The sequence below is a fragment of the Streptomyces sp. NPDC054975 genome, from assembly GCF_053609105.1.
The window spans coordinates 1-15,344 of the sequence record NZ_JBSGWV010000066.1 but is presented as its reverse complement, the minus strand read 5'-3'; the positions used below and the strand labels follow the sequence as shown (position 1 = coordinate 15,344).

The window sequence follows — 15,344 nt, the reverse complement described above, 5'->3', positions numbered from 1 at the left end:
GCGGCCCGCCCGCTGGGGGCGCCCGGGGGTCCCCGGGGTTTGGGGCCCGGGGGCGGCGGTGTGCCCCCCCCCCCCCCCCCCCCGCAGCCGTACCCGCTCCACCGTCGCCGCCTCGCCCGACACCGCCCACTTGCGGCCGACGAGATACGAACCGCCGTAGTCCTTGGCCTGGTTGAGCCACTCGCGCAGTCCCCGGTCGGTCGCGAAGGTGGTCAGGACGTACGTACCGTCGTCCGTCGCGCAGCTCGTCTGGCGCAACTCCGACGCGTCCGTCTGCACGTCCGGGGCGCAGCCGGCCCGCTCCGCGATCTCCTCCAGGCTGCCACTCGCCTCATCCGGCGCGGGCGTGGACTCGCACGCCGCGAGGGCGAGCAGGATCGCGGCCACCGCTGCCGTTCGTCGCGTACGCATCAGCATCCGCCCATCCTGCCCGCCCGGCCGCGCCGGAGTGGGCGGAATCCGATCGGTTACGGTTTGGTGGGGTATGACCGGATGATGTACCGATGACGTACCGCTGACCTACTGCCGCCCCACCGCTGTCGTACCGCTACGGAGGAGTCGACGCCTTGCCCGCCATCCCCGCCACCACCGTCGCCAACCTCCGTGACCTGGGCACCCTCCCCCTCGGCCGGGGCCGCAGCGTCCGCTCGGGCCGGCTCTTCCGCTCCGCGCAGCTCGACCGGCTCGACCCCACCGAGGCCGCCGTGGCCGCGCTCGGCATCCGTACCGTCGTCGACTTCCGTACCGCGCCCGAGCGCGCGGACCGGCCCGACCGCGTACCGCCGGGCGGGCGGCTGCTCCTCGCGGACGTGCTCGCCGACCATCTGGCCTCCAGCGGGCTGCCGCCCGCCGCCAAACTGAAGTCCCTGCTCACCAACCCCATGCTGGCCGAGCAGGCCCTCGGCGGGGGCCGGGCCCACGAGGCCTTCCTGCGGACGTACCGGGCCTTCGTGTCGACCGACTCCGCCCGCCTCGCCTACCGGGCGTTCCTCACCGAGCTCGGCGACCCGCGCGGCGGTCCGCTGCTCTTCCACTGCACGGCAGGCAAGGACCGGACCGGCTGGGCGACGACGATCGTGCTGACGCTGCTCGGCGCGGACGAGAAGACGGTCATGGCGGAGTACCTGTCGGTCAATCCGGCGGTGCGGCAGGCGTTCGCACCGATGATCGAGGGGTTCACGGCGCAAGGTGGCGACCCGGACCTGGCGCTCGCCCTGATCGGGGTCGTGCCGGAGTACCTGACGGCGGCGCTCGACGAGGTGGCGGTCCGGCACGGCTCGATGGAGGCGTACGTACGGGACGGGCTCGGCGTCCCCGACGAGGTGACGGACGTGATCCGTGAGCGGCTGACGGTGTACGAGGCCTGAGCCGCAGGGCACCCCCGGGGGCGCCCCTCCGTGGTGACCATCGCACCATTCGCTCGTTCTGCTGAATGTGAGCACCCAGGAACTCGACACCTCTCCCCTCGATCCGATCGATGTCGAACAGGCCGAGGCGGCGCTCGTGGAGCACTACCCGCGCCTTGTCCGGATCGCGTACCTCGTGCTGCCGCCCTCGCTCGGCCGCAACCGGCGGGTTCTGACCGCGCACGCGCTCGTCCAGGGCGCCCTGCCGCGCCGTCGGACGTCCCGTGCCGGGATCCCGGGAGCGCGCCGGGCCGAGGACGCCGTCGACCCGGGGTACGCGTACGTGCGGGGCGAGGTGCTGCGGCAGGCGCTGATCGCGGGGCTGCCGCTGCTGCGCCGGGCGCTGCCCCGGCGGGCGCAGTTCCCGCCGCTGCTGCCGCAGGTGTGGGGGCTGCGGGTGTTCCCGCGCGCGGGCGGTGCCGACGAACTGGCCCTGGACCAGCGGCTCTCCGCCCTCTCCGGCCCCGCGCGCGCGGCGTACGTGCTGCGGGGCCTGGAGCGGCAGGGGGACCCTGAGGTGCTGCGGGTGCTCGCGGCGGCCGGGGTCTCGGGGCCGGTGGCGCGGGCGGCGCTCAAGGAGGCGGACGCGGTGCCCGCGGCGCTGGGGATCGGCACGGCAGGCCTCCTGGACTCGCCCGAGTTCGATCCGTGTTCGCTGCAGGTCCGGCCGCCGGACCTGATGCGCCGCCGTCAGCACGGCCGGGCGGCGCTCGCCGCGCTGGCCGCCGTGCTGGTGTGCGGGACGCTGCTCGGGCTGCCCGGCGGCGGCTGGGGGCCCGGCGGCGCCGCGGCGCCGTCGTACGCGCGCAATCCGGCGGCCGAGGCGGCACTCGACCCGGGGAAGCTGAGACGCGTCCCGGCCGGGTTCTGGGAGGCCTCGGCGCGGACGGACTTCTCGGTGTGGCCGGCCAGGGGCGGCCTGGTGGACGACCGGCCGCTGCTGCGGCGGGCGCTCGCGGTGTGGGCCAGGCCCGGAAGTTCCGTACGGTCCTCCGCGACGCCGGGGACGCCGGTGGGCCCGCCGATGGGCGCTCCGCAGCTGCTGTACGCGGGCGTGGTCGACGGGTCGCGGGTGGTGCTGTTCCACGACGGGCTGCGGGCGGTGCGGTACGCGGAGCCGTTGGCCGGGACGGCGGGGGCCGCGCTCGACTTCGCGCGGACGGACGGGGCGGACGTGGTGGGCTCGGCGGCGCTCGTACTCTCCCGCACGACGGCCAACGTGCGCTATCTGACGGCGCCTTGGGTGCGGGAGACGGCCGTACGGGACCTGATGGCACCGGCCGAGGAGCCCTGGCGGCTGGTGCGCGACGCGCACGGGGTGACGGAGCCGCTGCTCAGCCCGGCGCAGGCACGGGGGTGCACGGCGTGGAACACGCTCCAGGTGCGGGACGCGACGGGCGTGCGGCTCCTCGCCGACCTGGGCGAGCTGGCCCCGGCCCGGCTGACCTCGGGGCCGCCGTCGGCGCCGCGGGACGTGACGGGACAGGCGGCGCGGGAGCTGTGGGCGCGGGCGGCGTGCCGGCTGACGGCGGTCCGTTCGCACGGGGTGCGCTCGGTGAACGCGTGGCCGTTCGCCGAGCAGCGGCTGCCGGAGGACGGGGGCCGGGCGGCCTGGGTGTGCGCGCGGGCGGAGACCTGGCGGGGCACGGGGAGCCGGGTCCTCGCCCAGTTCCAGGTCCCGGCGCCGGGGGTGGCGGCGGCCGTGGTGGCGCAGGCGGAGGAGTCTCCCGCGTGCGGGGTGCGCGAGCCCCGGGTCCTCGCGGGCGTGCTATGGCAGGCGAAGAGCGGGCACTGGTACGTCCTGGCGGCGGGCAGCGAGGGCTTCGTGTCCCTGCGGACCACGGGCGGGGCGAAGGGCGAGGCGGAGGACCGCCTGCTCGCGGTCCGCGCGAAGGCGGGCGCCCGCGCCGACCTCGACGGCACCCTGCGGAACGGGACGCGGGTGGGCGCGCTGCGGTGAGTCAGGGGGCGTCGGGCGCCCGTCCGCCGCGGCGCGTCAGGGGCGGCCGGCGGCCGTGTGAAATCTCGTGCACGACCCTGTTGCCAACTGCTTACCCCTCAGTACATTGACGGCATGTCTAATACGCAGCCTGCACCGGTGGCGTCGGAGCACATCGAACTCAAGGCCCGCAAGGTCTCCTTCGACTGGGAGGAGACCCCGCTCCACTGGGTTCCCGGCGACCCGTTCACCACCCACACCATCAACGTGCTGCACCTGCTGCTCCCGGCCGGTGAGCGGTGGTTCGTGCACGTCTACAAGCAGGTGCTCCCCTTCATCACCGACGACCGGCTGCGTACCGACGTCATCGGCTTCATCGGCCAGGAGGCCGTCCACTCCCAGGCCCACGACGACGTGCTCCCGCACCTCAAGAAGCTCGGCCTGGACCCCACCCCGTACACCGCCCAGGTCGACTGGTTCTTCGAGAAGCTGCTCGGCGACCGGACCCTGCCGCCGGGCCGGCCGCGCCGCTGGTGGCTGATGGAGCGGGTCGCGCTGATCGCCGCCATCGAGCACTACACCGCCTTCCTGGGCAACTGGGTCCTGAACGCCGAGGAGTTGGACCGGCGGGGCGCGGACCCGACGATGCTGGACCTGCTGCGCTGGCACGGTGCCGAGGAGGTCGAGCACCGCTCCGTCGCCTTCGAGCTGTTCATGCACCTCGACGGCGGCTACCGGCGCCGTGCCCGCACGTGGGCCGCCGCCTTCACGGCGCTGGTCTTCCTCTGGCAGCGCGGCGCCCGCTTCTTCATGGAGAACGACCCCACCCTGATCAACGGCAGGGCCTCCGTCGGCCAGCTCGTGCGCAAGGGCCGCGAGGGCGTGCTGCCGTCCACGCCCGACATGCTGCGCTCCATCCCGCGCTACCTGAGCCGGGACTACCACCCCTCCCAAGAGGGGGACACCGCCCAGGCCGTCGCGTACCTGGCCGCCTCCCCCGGCGCCAACGGAGGCCGCTGACCATGCCCCGTCCGCTCACCGTCGTCCTGATCGCCGGGGCCGCGGTCCTCGCCAAGCGGGCCATGCGCCGCCGGATCAACGCCGCCCCGCTCTGGCCGATGCCCACCCTCGACGAGCCGGTGTCGGGCCGTGGCCGGCTCGCGACCGTCACCCGCAAGGTCGTCGTCACCGAGCGCACCGAGCCCGCCGAGGGCGTGGTCCGGCTCCGGCTCGAAGGCACGGGCCTGCCCGCCTGGCAGCCCGGCGCCCACGTCGACCTGGTGCTGCCCTCCGGGCTCGTACGCCAGTACTCGCTGTGCGGCGACCCGGCCGAGACCGACGCGTACACCGTGGCGGCCCGCCTCGTGGAGGACGGCCGGGGCGGCTCGCGCGAGGTGCACCAACAGCTCCATGTGGGCACGGAGATTGAGGTCCGAGGGCCGCGCAACCGGTTCCCGCTCGTCGACGCGCCCACGTACGTCTTCGTGGCGGGCGGTATCGGCATCACGCCCGTCCTGCCGATGGTGCGCGCGGCGGAGGCGGCGGGCGCCGAATGGAAGCTGCTGTACTGCGGGCGCAGCCGCGCGACGCTGCCGTTCCTCGCCGAGATCGAGAAGCTCGGGGGCGGCCGGGTGACGGTGGTCGCCGAGGACGAGGAAGGCCGCCCGGAGCTGGGCTTCCTCGCCGGGATCCCCGAGGAGACGGAGGTGTACTGCTGCGGCCCGGAGGCCCTGAGGGACGCGGTGACCGCCGCGCTGCCCGAGGGGCGGACGCCGCACCTGGAGCGCTTCTCCCCCGCGGCCACGGCAGGCGGCAGCCCGTTCGAGGTCGAACTGCGCCGCTCCGGGCGTACGTTGACGGTGGCACCGGACCAGTCGGTGCTCGCCGCCGTCCGGGGCGCGGTGCCCGGCGTCGCGTACTCCTGCGAGCAGGGCTTCTGCGGCACCTGCCAACAGCGCGTCCTGGAGGGCGAGATCGACCACCAGGACGAGCTCCTCACGGACGCGGAGCGGGCCGGTTCGATGCTGATCTGCGTCTCTCGGTGCGCCGGAGAACGGCTGGTTCTCGACCTCTAGGGCCGGCGGACGGGCCAGGTCATGGTCACGGCAGGATCAGCCAGTCGAAGGCGAGCGCGGCCGCGAGGCCGCCCACCAGGAGCCAGGTGCCCAGGCGCGTGCGCCCGTTGCGGGAGAGCTCGATCACGACGCCGCAGAGGATCATCGCCAGGCCGTACACGCCGACCACCAGCACGGAGGTACGGCTGGCGAGCCGGACCGCCAGGACCACGGCCATGGCGACCAGCAGAACGGAGGCGGCCGCTATCCGCAGTTGGCGGGCCTGCTTCGGGCTCAAACCGGAGGTGCTCATGTCGTGGGAGCGTAACGGACGCCCGTTAGGCTGTTCGCATGACGACCGGAGTGCGCCGCAGGATGGGCGTCGAGGAGCGCAAGCAGCAGCTGATCGGGGTGGCTCTGGAGCTGTTCAGCCACCGCTCTCCCGACGAGGTCTCCATCGACGAGATCGCCGCGGCCGCGGGGATCTCGCGGCCGCTGGTCTACCACTACTTCCCCGGCAAGCAGAGTCTGTACGAGGCGGCGCTGCGCCGGGCGGCGGACGAGCTGGCCGCCCGCTTCCTCGAGCCGCCGCAGGGTCCGCTGGGCGCGCGGCTGCTGCGCGTGATGGGCCGCTTCTTCGACTTCGTCGACGACCACGGCCCGGGTTTCGCGGCGCTGATGCGGGGCGGCCCCGCGGTGGGTTCGTCCACCACCAACGCGATGATCGACGAGGTGCGGCAGGCGGCCTACGAGCAGATCCTGGCGCACCTGGAGGTCGGGACCCCCTCGGCCCGGCTCGAACTGGTCGTCCGCTCCTGGGTCTCGCTGGCCGAGTCGACGGCGCTGATCTGGCTCGACGGGCGCCGGGTGCCGCGCGCGGAGCTGGAGCTTCAGCTCGTGCACGACTTCGCGGCGCTGGCCGCGGTGAGCGCCGCGTACGACACGGAGATGGCGGACATCCTGATCCGGATCCTCGCCGACGAGCCGGTGGACGGCCCGTTCGGCGAGCTGGTCGGCCGACTCATGACGCTGGTGCCCCGGGTTCCGGTACAGGGCGGAGCGCACGCGTGATCTTCCGACGGGCGGACGAGACCGATCTCGGCCTTCTGGTGGGGCTCTTCGACCGCGCCGCGCGGTGGATGGTCCACCACGGGATCGACCAGTGGAAGCCGGGCGACAAGAGCCCCGAGCACTTCCGGGCGCGGATGGCGGCCGGCGAGGTCTGGCTCATGAACGACGCGGCCGGCCGGGCCGTCGGGGCGTACGAACTGTGGTGGGACGACGAGCAGGCGTGGGGCCCGCAGCCGCCGACAGCGGGGTACGTCCACCGGTTGATGACCGACCGGGAGGCCGCCCCCGCCGGCGCCGGACGCGCGCTCCTCGCGCACGCGGAGGAGCGGATCGCGGCCGGCGGCCGGGGTGTGGCCCGGTTGGACTGTGTGTCGAGCAACCCGCGGCTCCGTACGTACTACGAAGCCGCGGGCTACGGAGTCGTCGGCGAGGAGCCGGGAAAGCTCGCCGCCGACGGCACGCGTTACGGGGTCACGCTGTTGGAGAAGGCGCTCACCCGGCCTTGAAGACGGCCACCGTGCGCGCCGGGACCGTGAAGGTGCCCGACGCCGCCTCGTAGGACGCCGACTTCACCGTGGCGTCCGCGCCCGCCGCCTGGAGGGGGTGGAGGGCGTAGCCCTTGCCGGCCAGGGCGGCGATCCGCTGGGGCTGCTGCTGCGGGGTGGCGTTGAAGACGACGACCAGGTCACCGAGGCGCATGGTGATCACGCCGGGGGTCTCGCCGGTGCCGGACAGCGGGAAGGACAGGGCGTCCTGCACCTGCCCGGTGGTGGCCAGGGAGAAGGCGGGCTCGGTCGTACGGATCCTCTGCAGGTCCCGGTAGGCGGCCGAGGCGCCCTCGATCTGCGCGCAGCCGACGGTCAGCGCCGGGGCGGTGAGCAGCGGCTTCCCGAAGGACCACTTGGGCTTGTTGTCGGCCGCCGGCGGCAGGCCGCGGCCGAAGCCGTTGCCGTCCCGGCAGTCCCAGTGGATCGCGTTGAACCAGTCGCCGCTGTCGTACGAGTTGCGGTCGAGCGACTTGGAGCGCAGCAGGTCCGAGCCCGCCTGGGAGAGCGCGGGGCCCTGGGAGAGCGTCGCCGTCGCCATGGCGAGGACCTGGGCCCTGGACCGGTCGGTGGCCGACGTGGTCGCCGGGAGCTTGAAGGCGAGCGCGTCGTACAGGGTCTCGTTGTCGTGGGCGTCGGCGTACGCGAGGGCGTCACCCGGCGCGGCCGCGTAGCCCGCGGGGGCGCCGTTGTAGTCGACCTGGCTGCCCTTGACCGTACGGCCGGAGGTGTCGGTGAAGGTGTAGTCGGCGAGGTTGCCGCTCAGCCCGACCTTGATCAGGTCCTGGTAGTGGAGGAGGCGGGCCTTCTGCTGCTCCGGAGTGCCGTTGGCGGCCGAGGAGTTGGGGTCCGTGAACAGGCCGGAGGCGAAGCCCTGGACGCCGGGGTCCTCGTCGAAGGGGCCGCCGCCGCGCACGGCGTCACGGGCCCGGTCGGAGAAGGTCGCGATCCCGGTGCCGGCCATGTTCTTCTGGGTGGCCTGGACGAAGCGGGCGTCGTCGGCGATCTCGCCGAAGTTCCAGCCCTCGCCGTAGAGGACGATCGCCTTGCCGTCGACGCCGTCCTTCGCGACGGTCAGGGCGTCCAGGGCCTTGCGGACGGCGAGGATGTTCTCCTTGGGGTGGTGTCCCATGAGGTCGAAGCGGAAGCCGTCCACCTTGTACTGCTTGGCCCAGGTGACGACCGAGTCCACGACGAGCTTGCCCATCATGGCGTTCTCGGGCGCGGTGTTGGCGCAGCAGGTGGAGGTGGCGACGGAGCCGTCGGCCTGGAGGCGCTGGTAGTAGCCGGGCACGATCTTGTCGAGGACCGACTTGTCGGCCTGGCCGCTCGCCACGGTGTGGTTGTAGACCACGTCCATGACCGTGCGCAGCCCGGCACCGTTGAGGGCCTTGACCATCTCGCGGAACTCGACCGTGCGGCGGGTGCCGTCGGGGTCGGTGGCGTAGGAGCCCTCGGGAACGGTGTAGTGCAGCGGGTCGTAGCCCCAGTTGTAGGCGTCCTTGGCCGCGGCGGCGGCCACGCAGGCCTGCTGCTCCTCGGAGTCGGGGGCGTAGACCTTCAGGTCACAGGCCGGCTCGGTCTGCGCGGACTTCTTCTCGGGGATGGTGCCGATGTCGAACGCCGGGAGCAGGTGGACGTAGGAGGTGCCGGAGGCGGCGAGCGCCTTCAGGTGCTGAGAGCCCTTGCTGCCGGTGTCGGTGAAGGCGAGGTAGGTGCCCTTGTGGGCCGGGACGGCCGTGGTGTCCGCGATCGAGAAGTCGCGGACGTGGAGTTCCTGGATCTGGGCGTCGCGCAGCGGTACGGCCGCGGGCTTCTTCAGGCCGGTCCAGCCCTGCGGGGCGAGCCGGGGGTCGGCGAGGTCGACGACGAGGCTGTGGGTCGAGTCGGCGGTCAGGGCGGTGGCGTAGGGGTCGGTGACCTTGTTGGTGACGAGGCGCTGGACGCTCGGGGCCCAGACCTTCACCACGTACCGGTACGGCTTTCCGGTCCACGCGCGCGTGCCGGTGACCGACCAGACGCCGGAGGCGTCGTCGCGGCGCATGGGCACGGCCTTGCCGTCGAGTTCGAGCGAGACGGACCGGGCGGTGGGCGCCCAGAGGGAGAGCGTCGGCCGGCCGCCGCTGAAGACCGGGCCGAGAGCGGCCCCGGTCGCCTTCGCCCCGTACAGGTCGTCGAGGACCCCGGCGAGCTGGACGCCCGTGGCGGTCAGGACGGCGCCGTTCGCCGCGTACTGGGCGGCGACGAGCTGGCCCTTGAGGGCCTCGCGGACCCTGTCCCGGTCGCGCGGGTCGACGGTGAAGGCGCCGTACGACTTCAGGTGCGGGAAGGCGGCCTTCTGGGCGTCGGTCAGCCGCGTCGGGCTCAGGCGCAGGACCTGGCGGTTCCCGGTGAGGGCCCCGTCCTTGACGGCGATCGAGCCGTCGCGGGAGGAGAGCAGGACGCTGGAGGCGGCGGCGTCGCTGCCGTTCCAGGCGAGGGTGGTGTCGTCGATCCAGACGGCCTGGGCCTTGGTGAGGTCGAGGGCGGCGCCGCCGCCCTTGGGCTGCGGCAGGAGGTACTTCTCCTGGCCGGCGAGCAGCCAGACCTCGTGGCCGTTCGCCTTCAGGTCGAGGGACTGGTCGGAGGGCAGGTCCTTCTCGTCGCCCTTGTGCAGGATGTAGCTGAGGGAGGTGGCACCGGCCGCGAGCGGGACTTCGTAGACCGCTCCGTAGCTGTCGACGCGGACCGGCTCCAGCGGCTTGCTCCAGTCGGTGGGAGCGGCGGCGCCGGTCCAGGTGTGCAGACCCCAGCCGTCGTAGTTGCCGTCGGCCCGCTTGTGGTGCAGGACGGCCTTCGTCGTGTCCTGCGGCGGGTAGGCGCCCTCGGGCGCGGCGTTGAGCACCTCGCCCTTGCCCTGCTCGATCCAGACCTCGCCGGTACGGGAGAGGTCGATGGTGCGGTCGGCGTCGGTGTCCTTGACGCCGTCCTTGTTCACGGCGATGAAGCCGACCGAGGAGGCGCCGGGCTTGAGCTTGACGTAGGCGAAGGCGCCGTACGCGTCACGGCCGGTGAAGGGCTTTCCGGCGGGCCAGGTGGTGCCTTCGCCGTCGGCGATGTCGCCCCAGGTGTACAGGCCCCAGTCGGCGTAGTCCCCGGCCGGGCGCTTGTAGTGGACGATCGCGTAGTCGCGCTGGGTGGCGGTCGGCGGCTGCTCGACGGCCGGGGCCCCGCTGGTCGTCGCGGCGGTCGCGCTCGCGGTGCGGCCGGCGCTGTCGACGACGACGGCCTTGTAACGCAAGGCGGTTCCGGCGGGGGCGGTGACCTTCTGGGTGACCTTGTACGGCGCGTGGTCGGCGGAGCCGAGGACCTGCCACTTCCCGGCGCCGGTCTGGGCGGCGAAGACGACGCGGTTGAGCTGCCCGCCGTCGACGTCGGCGGTGAGCTCGACGGTGCCGGTCGCCCCGGCGGCGGGGGCCTTGAGGGTGATCGTGGGCGTGGCGGCGGGCGCGCCGAGCGGCTTCTCGGCCTTGAGGACGAGGGAGCCGAGGGCGGGGACGGTCACCTTGACGGTGGTGTCGGTGCCGCTGGTGACGCGGGCGTCACCGCCGTGGATCGCGGAGAACGGCATGCCGGCGGAGCCGGTGGGGATCTCGACGGTCTTCGCGTCGGTGGAGCTGTTGACGGCGACGAGGTACTCGGCCTTCGTACGGGTGTCGGTACGGGAGAAGGCGTAGACGGACCCCTGGGCGAGGCGCTGCTCCTGGACGCCGTCGCGCAGCGCGGGGTGTTTCTTGGTGAGCGCGGAGAGCGCGGCGATCTGGCGGTAGAGGGGGTGGCCCGGGTCGTACGCGTCGGTGGCGTGGGTGCGGTCGGTGCCGAGCTGGTCGTCGTCCAGGTAGTCGGCGGTCTTCGACGCGAAGAGGGTCTGGCGGGCGTCCTTGTCGCCGCCGGCGCCGGTGTAGCCCTGCTCGTCGCCGTAGTAGACGACGGGGTTGCCGCGGCTGAGGAACATCAGCTCGTTGGCGAGCCGGCTGCGCTGGAGGAGTTCGGCGTCGCCGGCCTTGGGGTTGTCCTGCTTGAGGAAGGTGCCGAAGCGGCCCATGTCGTGGTTGCCGAGGAAGGGCACCGACTCGTAGGCGTTGGCCTTGTCGGTGGTGTAGCGGTAGTCCTGGGCGAAGAGGTTCGCCAGCTTGTCGGCTCCCGCGCCCTGGGAGGCGAAGGCGCGCGCGGCGTCCTGGAAGGGGAAGTCGAGGGTGGCGTCGAGGCGGCCCTCGGTGACGTACGGGGCGGTGACCGCCGGGTCGGCGGAGTACACCTCGCCGAACATGAAGAAGTCGTCGCGTCCGCGCTTGGCCGCGTACTCGTCGAGGGCGGTGGCCCACTGGGTCCAGAACGCGGTGTCGACGTGCTTGACGGTGTCGATGCGGAAGCCGTCGATGTCGAAGTCGCGGACCCAGCGCTGGTAGATCTTCTCCATCCCCTCGACGACCTCGGGGCGCTCGGTCCACAGGTCGTCCAGGCCGACGAAGTCGCCGTACTGGGAGGACTCGCCGGCGAAGGTCGAGTCGCCCCGGTTGTGGTACATCGTCGGGTCGTTGAGCCAGGAGGGAACCTTGAGGTTCTTCTTGGCGGCGGGGACGACGGGGGTACGGGGGAAGGAGTCGGTGTCGACGCGGGGGAACGTTCCGTCGGCCGCGGCCGCGCGGTCGTCGAAGGGGACGCCGTCCTTCGTCAGGTACGGGAAGGCGCCCTTGGAGAGGTAGTTGTAGCTCTTCTCCTGGTAGTCGACGACGTCGGCGGTGTGGTTGGTGATGACGTCGAAGAAGACCTTCATGCCCTTGGCGTGGGCCTTGTCGATGAGCTTCTCCAGGTCGGCGTTGGTGCCGAAGTGGGGGTCGACCTGGGTGAAGTCGGTGATCCAGTAGCCGTGGTAGCCGGCGCTTGCGTCCTTGCCGGTGCCCTGCACGGGCTGGTTCTTGAAGATCGGCGCGAGCCAGATGGCGGTCGTGCCGAGGCCCTTGATGTAGTCGAGCTTCTGGGTCAGCCCCTTGAGGTCACCGCCTTGGTAGAACCCCTTGTCCGCGGGGTCGAACCCGGTGTCGAGCCGGCTTCCGGTGAGCCTGCCGCGGTCGTTGGCGGGGTCGCCGTTGGCGAAGCGGTCGGGGAGGACGAAGTAGAACTGCTCCCGGGTGAGGTCGTGACGGGCGGGCTGCGCGGCGAGCGCCCGGTCGGACGGCGGAGGCGGTGGCGGCGGCGCGGCCGCGGCCGGGAGGGCGGGCACCATCGCCGCGCACAGGGCGGTGGCCACGGCGGCCGCCGTTCTCTTGCGTATCACGGAGGTTCTCCCTGGAGGTACGGGAAGGGGGGCCGCCCCGGCGGGGCGGCCCTGCGGAGAGGAGCGGTCAGCTGCGGAAGGTGTCGTTCAGGACGATCCGGCCGGAGGCGGGGACCGTCGCGGTGCGGTTGGCGCCCGACTCCCAGGTCACGTTTCCGGCCGCGTCCTTGCGGACGTACTTGTACTCGAAGGCCGTGCCGGCCGGGAGGGAGACGTCGAGCTTCCAGACCGGGTACGAGGCCGGGTCCAGCTTCAGGGCCGCGGACGGGGACCAGTTGCCCAGCTCCGCGCGGTTGCCGGTCACGTAGATGTTCTGGCCGGAGACCGTGGTGGCGGTGACGTTGAAGGAAGCGCCGGTGGCGGTCGGCGGCGGGGTCGTCGTGCCGCCGCCGCAGCTCTTCGCGTTCACGTGCAGGGCCAGCGCCGTGTTCGATGCCAGCGTCGCGGTGAACTGACCTGCCGCGTTCACCGTCACGGCCGTGTTCGACTGGACGTCGCAGTACGTGCCGGCCGGCAGCCCGGTCTGGAACGTGCGGGTCAGCGACGAGGACTCGTGGTTGATCGCCACGTACCCCTTGTCCCCCCGCCCGAACGCGATCGCGTTGTTGCCGTTGTCCCACCAGTTGCCGACCGCCGTGCCGCGCGTGGCGTTGCGGAAGCCCACCATCGAGGCGATCTCGCGCCACGCGTGCTGGCACTTCCAGCCGTCGGTGTAGCAGGCGTTGACCTGGCCACCGCCCGGCGCGCCCGCGTCCTTGTCCGACCACTCGTAGCCGGAGTGGACGTCCGGGGAGCCGTAGGGCCAGGCCAGCATGAAGACGCTCGCCAGGGTGTAGGTCGCGCCGTTCTTGTAGTTGAGGGTGTCGCCGCCGCGCTCGGTGTCGTGGTTGTCCACGAAGACGCCGGACGAGCCGGACGGCATGTAGCCCCAGGACTCGCCGAAGTTGCTCAGGTACGACAGCTTCTCCGAGCCGAAGACGCGCTTCAGGTCCCGCGCGTAGCGGAACTCCTGCACGTCCCCGTTCCCCAGGTACTCGCTCGGCGAGACCGCCTCACCGGCCCCGAATATCGCCTCCTGCTTCCAGTAGACGCCCGGGTTGCTCAGCCGCGACTTGATGTTCGCGAGGTCCGCCGCCGGCATGTGCTTGGCCGCGTCGACACGGAAGCCGTCCACGCCGAGCGAGAGCAGGTCGTTCATGTACGCGGCGATCCGGCCGCGCACCCAGTCCTCGCCGGTGTCGAGGTCCGGGAGGCCGACGAGCTCGCAGTTCTGGACGTTGCCCCGGTCCTGGTAGTTCGAGATCGTGGCCCGGCAGTCGTCCATGTCGGCGCCCGAGTACAGGCCCGGGTAGTCGTACTTGGAGAACGAGGTCCCGCCCGTTCCCGTGCCCGACGCGTTCGCCATGTGGTTGATGACGGTGTCCGCGACGACCTTCACGCCCGCCGCGTGGCAGGTGTCGACCATGGCCTTGAAGGCGGCGCGGTCACCCAGCGGCCCGGCGATCTTGTAGCTGACGGGCTGGTACGCGGTCCACCAGGTCGAGCCCTGGATCCGTTCCTGGGGCGGCGAGACCTGTACGTAGCCGTAGCCGGCCGGACCGAGCTGGTCCGTACAGGCCTTGGCCACCGAGGCGAACTTCCACTCGAACATCACCGCGGTGACGTCCTTCGGGCCGGGTGCTGCCGCCTGCGCCGGGGCGGGCGGCGCCGTGACGGCCACAGCGGCTCCCGCCACCAAGGCGAGTGCAGCGGCCACGGTCTTTCTGGCCATGATTCCTCCTGACGACGTCCCTGTCGCAAGAAGTTGCCGAAAATGACAGCAACTGTTTTCAGCCGTGACCGTACGAGCGCCCTGAGGCGGGGTCAACCCTTTGGACCCCTCGATGGAAGGGATTACGCAAGGAGTTGCAGCGAGGGCCCGGCCGGAGGCTGCGCCGTGGAGCCGCGTACCACCAGCTCCGGCTGGAAGACGAACTCCGTGCGCTGCACGGGGTTGCCCTCCACCTCCTCCAGGAGCGCGCCCACCGCCGCCGTCGCCATGGCCTGGACGGGCTGGCGCACGGTGGTCAGCGGCGGGTCGGTGAAGGCGATCAGCGGCGAGTCGTCGAAGCCCACCACCGACACGTCACGGGGCACGTCGAGACCCCGCGCGCGCACGGCGCGGATCGCGCCGAGCGCCATCAGGTCGGAGCCGCACACGATCCCGGTGCAGCCCTCGTCGAGCAGGATGTCGGCCGCCGCGTGCCCGCCCTCGACGCCGAACAGCGTCGGCCGGATGTACCGTTCGGCCTCCGCCCGCTCCAGGCCGAGCGCCGCGTGCAGCTCGGCCGCGAAGCCCTCCGCCTTGCGGCGCGAGGGGACGTAACGCGTCGGACCCGTCGCCAGGCCGATCCGTTCGTGGCCCAGCTCGACGAGGTGGCGTACGGCCATCCGCGCCGCCGCCCGGTCGTCGGGCGAGACGAAGTTGGCGTCGACCCGCTCGTTGTAGCCGTTGATGAGGACGAACGGGACGCCTCGCGCTGCCAGTCGGACGTACCGCTCCGGGTCGGCGGAGGCGTCCGCGTGCAGCCCGGAGAGGAAGATGATGCCCGTGACCCCGCGCTCCTCCAGCTGCTCGACCAGCTCGTCCTCGGTGGCCCCGCCCGGCATCTGGGTGCAGAGCACCGGGGTGTACCCGTGCCCGGCCAGGACCTGCTCGATGACCTGGGCGAACGCGGGGAAGATCGGGTTGGTCAACTCGGGCACGACCAGGCCGACCAGGCCGGCGCTCCGTCGTTTCAGCCGTACGGGACGCTCGTAGCCGAGCACGTCGAGCGCGGCCAGGACGCGGTGCCGGGTCCCGCCGGCCACGCCCGCCTTGCCGTTGAGGACGCGGCTGACCGTGGCCTCGCTGACCCCCGACTGGGCCGCGATGTCCGCGAGCCGCGGGGGGGCGGTACCCGCGCCCCCCCGCCGGGGGGGTGTGACACCCCCCCCCACACCGGGGGGTGGGGGGGCAGCGCCACGACGCCA

General features: G+C 72.6%; 11 protein-coding genes. 6 read left to right on the top strand and 5 right to left on the bottom strand.

The features are described 5' to 3' along the window. A partial coding sequence (locus ACWF79_RS32070) for a hypothetical protein (RefSeq protein ID WP_453731695.1) occupies positions 1 to 411 on the bottom strand: 411 nt, incomplete at its 3' end. 155 nt (positions 412 to 566) lie between these two features. Here ACWF79_RS32070 and ACWF79_RS32065 point away from each other — a divergent pair. The 4 genes from ACWF79_RS32065 to ACWF79_RS32050 all read left to right on the top strand — a co-directional run bounded on the left by ACWF79_RS32065 (position 567) and on the right by ACWF79_RS32050 (position 5,420). Continuing rightward, positions 567 to 1,367: a tyrosine-protein phosphatase gene (locus ACWF79_RS32065; protein WP_453731694.1), complete on the top strand. Its 801-nt coding sequence runs from the start codon at positions 567 to 569 to the stop codon at positions 1,365 to 1,367. A gap of 58 nt (positions 1,368 to 1,425) precedes the next feature. Beyond that, the gene (locus ACWF79_RS32060) at positions 1,426 to 3,366 is read left to right on the top strand and encodes a hypothetical protein (protein ID WP_453731714.1); all 1,941 of its coding nucleotides are present in this window, start codon (positions 1,426 to 1,428) and stop codon (positions 3,364 to 3,366) included. Between the two features lie 114 nt (positions 3,367 to 3,480). Beyond that, the gene (locus ACWF79_RS32055) at positions 3,481 to 4,365 is read left to right on the top strand and encodes a metal-dependent hydrolase (RefSeq protein WP_453731693.1); all 885 of its coding nucleotides are present in this window, start codon (positions 3,481 to 3,483) and stop codon (positions 4,363 to 4,365) included. Then, the gene (locus ACWF79_RS32050) at positions 4,362 to 5,420 is read left to right on the top strand and encodes a PDR/VanB family oxidoreductase (RefSeq protein WP_453731713.1); all 1,059 of its coding nucleotides are present in this window, start codon (positions 4,362 to 4,364) and stop codon (positions 5,418 to 5,420) included. The genes ACWF79_RS32055 and ACWF79_RS32050 overlap by 4 nt, the downstream gene beginning before the upstream one ends. A 25-nt stretch (positions 5,421 to 5,445) precedes the next feature. On the opposite strand, the gene ACWF79_RS32045 is transcribed toward ACWF79_RS32050, so the two are convergent. Beyond that, positions 5,446 to 5,712 carry a hypothetical protein gene (locus ACWF79_RS32045; protein WP_384515586.1) on the bottom strand — a complete coding sequence of 89 codons (267 nt, stop codon included), beginning with the start codon at positions 5,710 to 5,712 and terminating at the stop codon, positions 5,446 to 5,448. 38 nt (positions 5,713 to 5,750) lie between these two features. Between ACWF79_RS32045 and ACWF79_RS32040 the strand changes: the two genes are divergently transcribed. Both ACWF79_RS32040 and ACWF79_RS32035 read left to right on the top strand, forming a co-directional pair. Further along, on the top strand, positions 5,751 to 6,470 hold the full coding sequence (locus ACWF79_RS32040) for a TetR/AcrR family transcriptional regulator (protein WP_453731692.1): 720 nt from the start codon (positions 5,751 to 5,753) through the stop codon (positions 6,468 to 6,470). Continuing rightward, positions 6,467 to 6,976, top strand: coding sequence for an N-acetyltransferase family protein (locus tag ACWF79_RS32035; protein WP_453731691.1), 510 nt, complete (start codon positions 6,467 to 6,469; stop codon positions 6,974 to 6,976). Before ACWF79_RS32040 ends, ACWF79_RS32035 begins: the two co-directional genes overlap by 4 nt. On the opposite strand, the gene pulA is transcribed toward ACWF79_RS32035, so the two are convergent. The 3 genes from pulA to ACWF79_RS32020 form a co-directional block, all read right to left on the bottom strand. Continuing rightward, entirely contained in the window at positions 6,963 to 12,281 is a 5,319-nt protein-coding gene (pulA, locus tag ACWF79_RS32030) for a pullulanase-type alpha-1,6-glucosidase (RefSeq protein WP_453731712.1), read from the bottom strand. The genes ACWF79_RS32035 and pulA overlap by 14 nt on opposite strands. 118 nt (positions 12,282 to 12,399) lie before the next feature. Then, positions 12,400 to 14,103, bottom strand: a complete 1,704-nt coding sequence (locus ACWF79_RS32025) for a carbohydrate-binding module family 20 domain-containing protein (protein WP_453731690.1) — start codon at positions 14,101 to 14,103, stop codon at positions 12,400 to 12,402. Between the two features lie 122 nt (positions 14,104 to 14,225). Then, on the bottom strand, positions 14,226 to 15,311 hold the full coding sequence (locus ACWF79_RS32020) for a LacI family DNA-binding transcriptional regulator (RefSeq protein WP_453731689.1): 1,086 nt from the start codon (positions 15,309 to 15,311) through the stop codon (positions 14,226 to 14,228). Positions 15,312 to 15,344 lie beyond the last annotated feature (33 nt).

Bases quoted from the DNA above. Each gene is read 5' to 3' on its own strand.
- pulA (WP_453731712.1), bottom strand. From the start codon at position 12,281: ATGGTGCCCGCCCTCCCGGCCGCGGCCGCGCCGCCGCCACCGCCTCCG.
- ACWF79_RS32055 (WP_453731693.1), top strand. From the start codon at position 3,481: ATGTCTAATACGCAGCCTGCACCGGTGGCGTCGGAGCACATCGAACTC.
- ACWF79_RS32045 (WP_384515586.1), bottom strand. From the start codon at position 5,712: ATGAGCACCTCCGGTTTGAGCCCGAAGCAGGCCCGCCAACTGCGGATA.
- ACWF79_RS32025 (WP_453731690.1), bottom strand. From the start codon at position 14,103: ATGGCCAGAAAGACCGTGGCCGCTGCACTCGCCTTGGTGGCGGGAGCC.
- ACWF79_RS32040 (WP_453731692.1), top strand. From the start codon at position 5,751: ATGACGACCGGAGTGCGCCGCAGGATGGGCGTCGAGGAGCGCAAGCAG.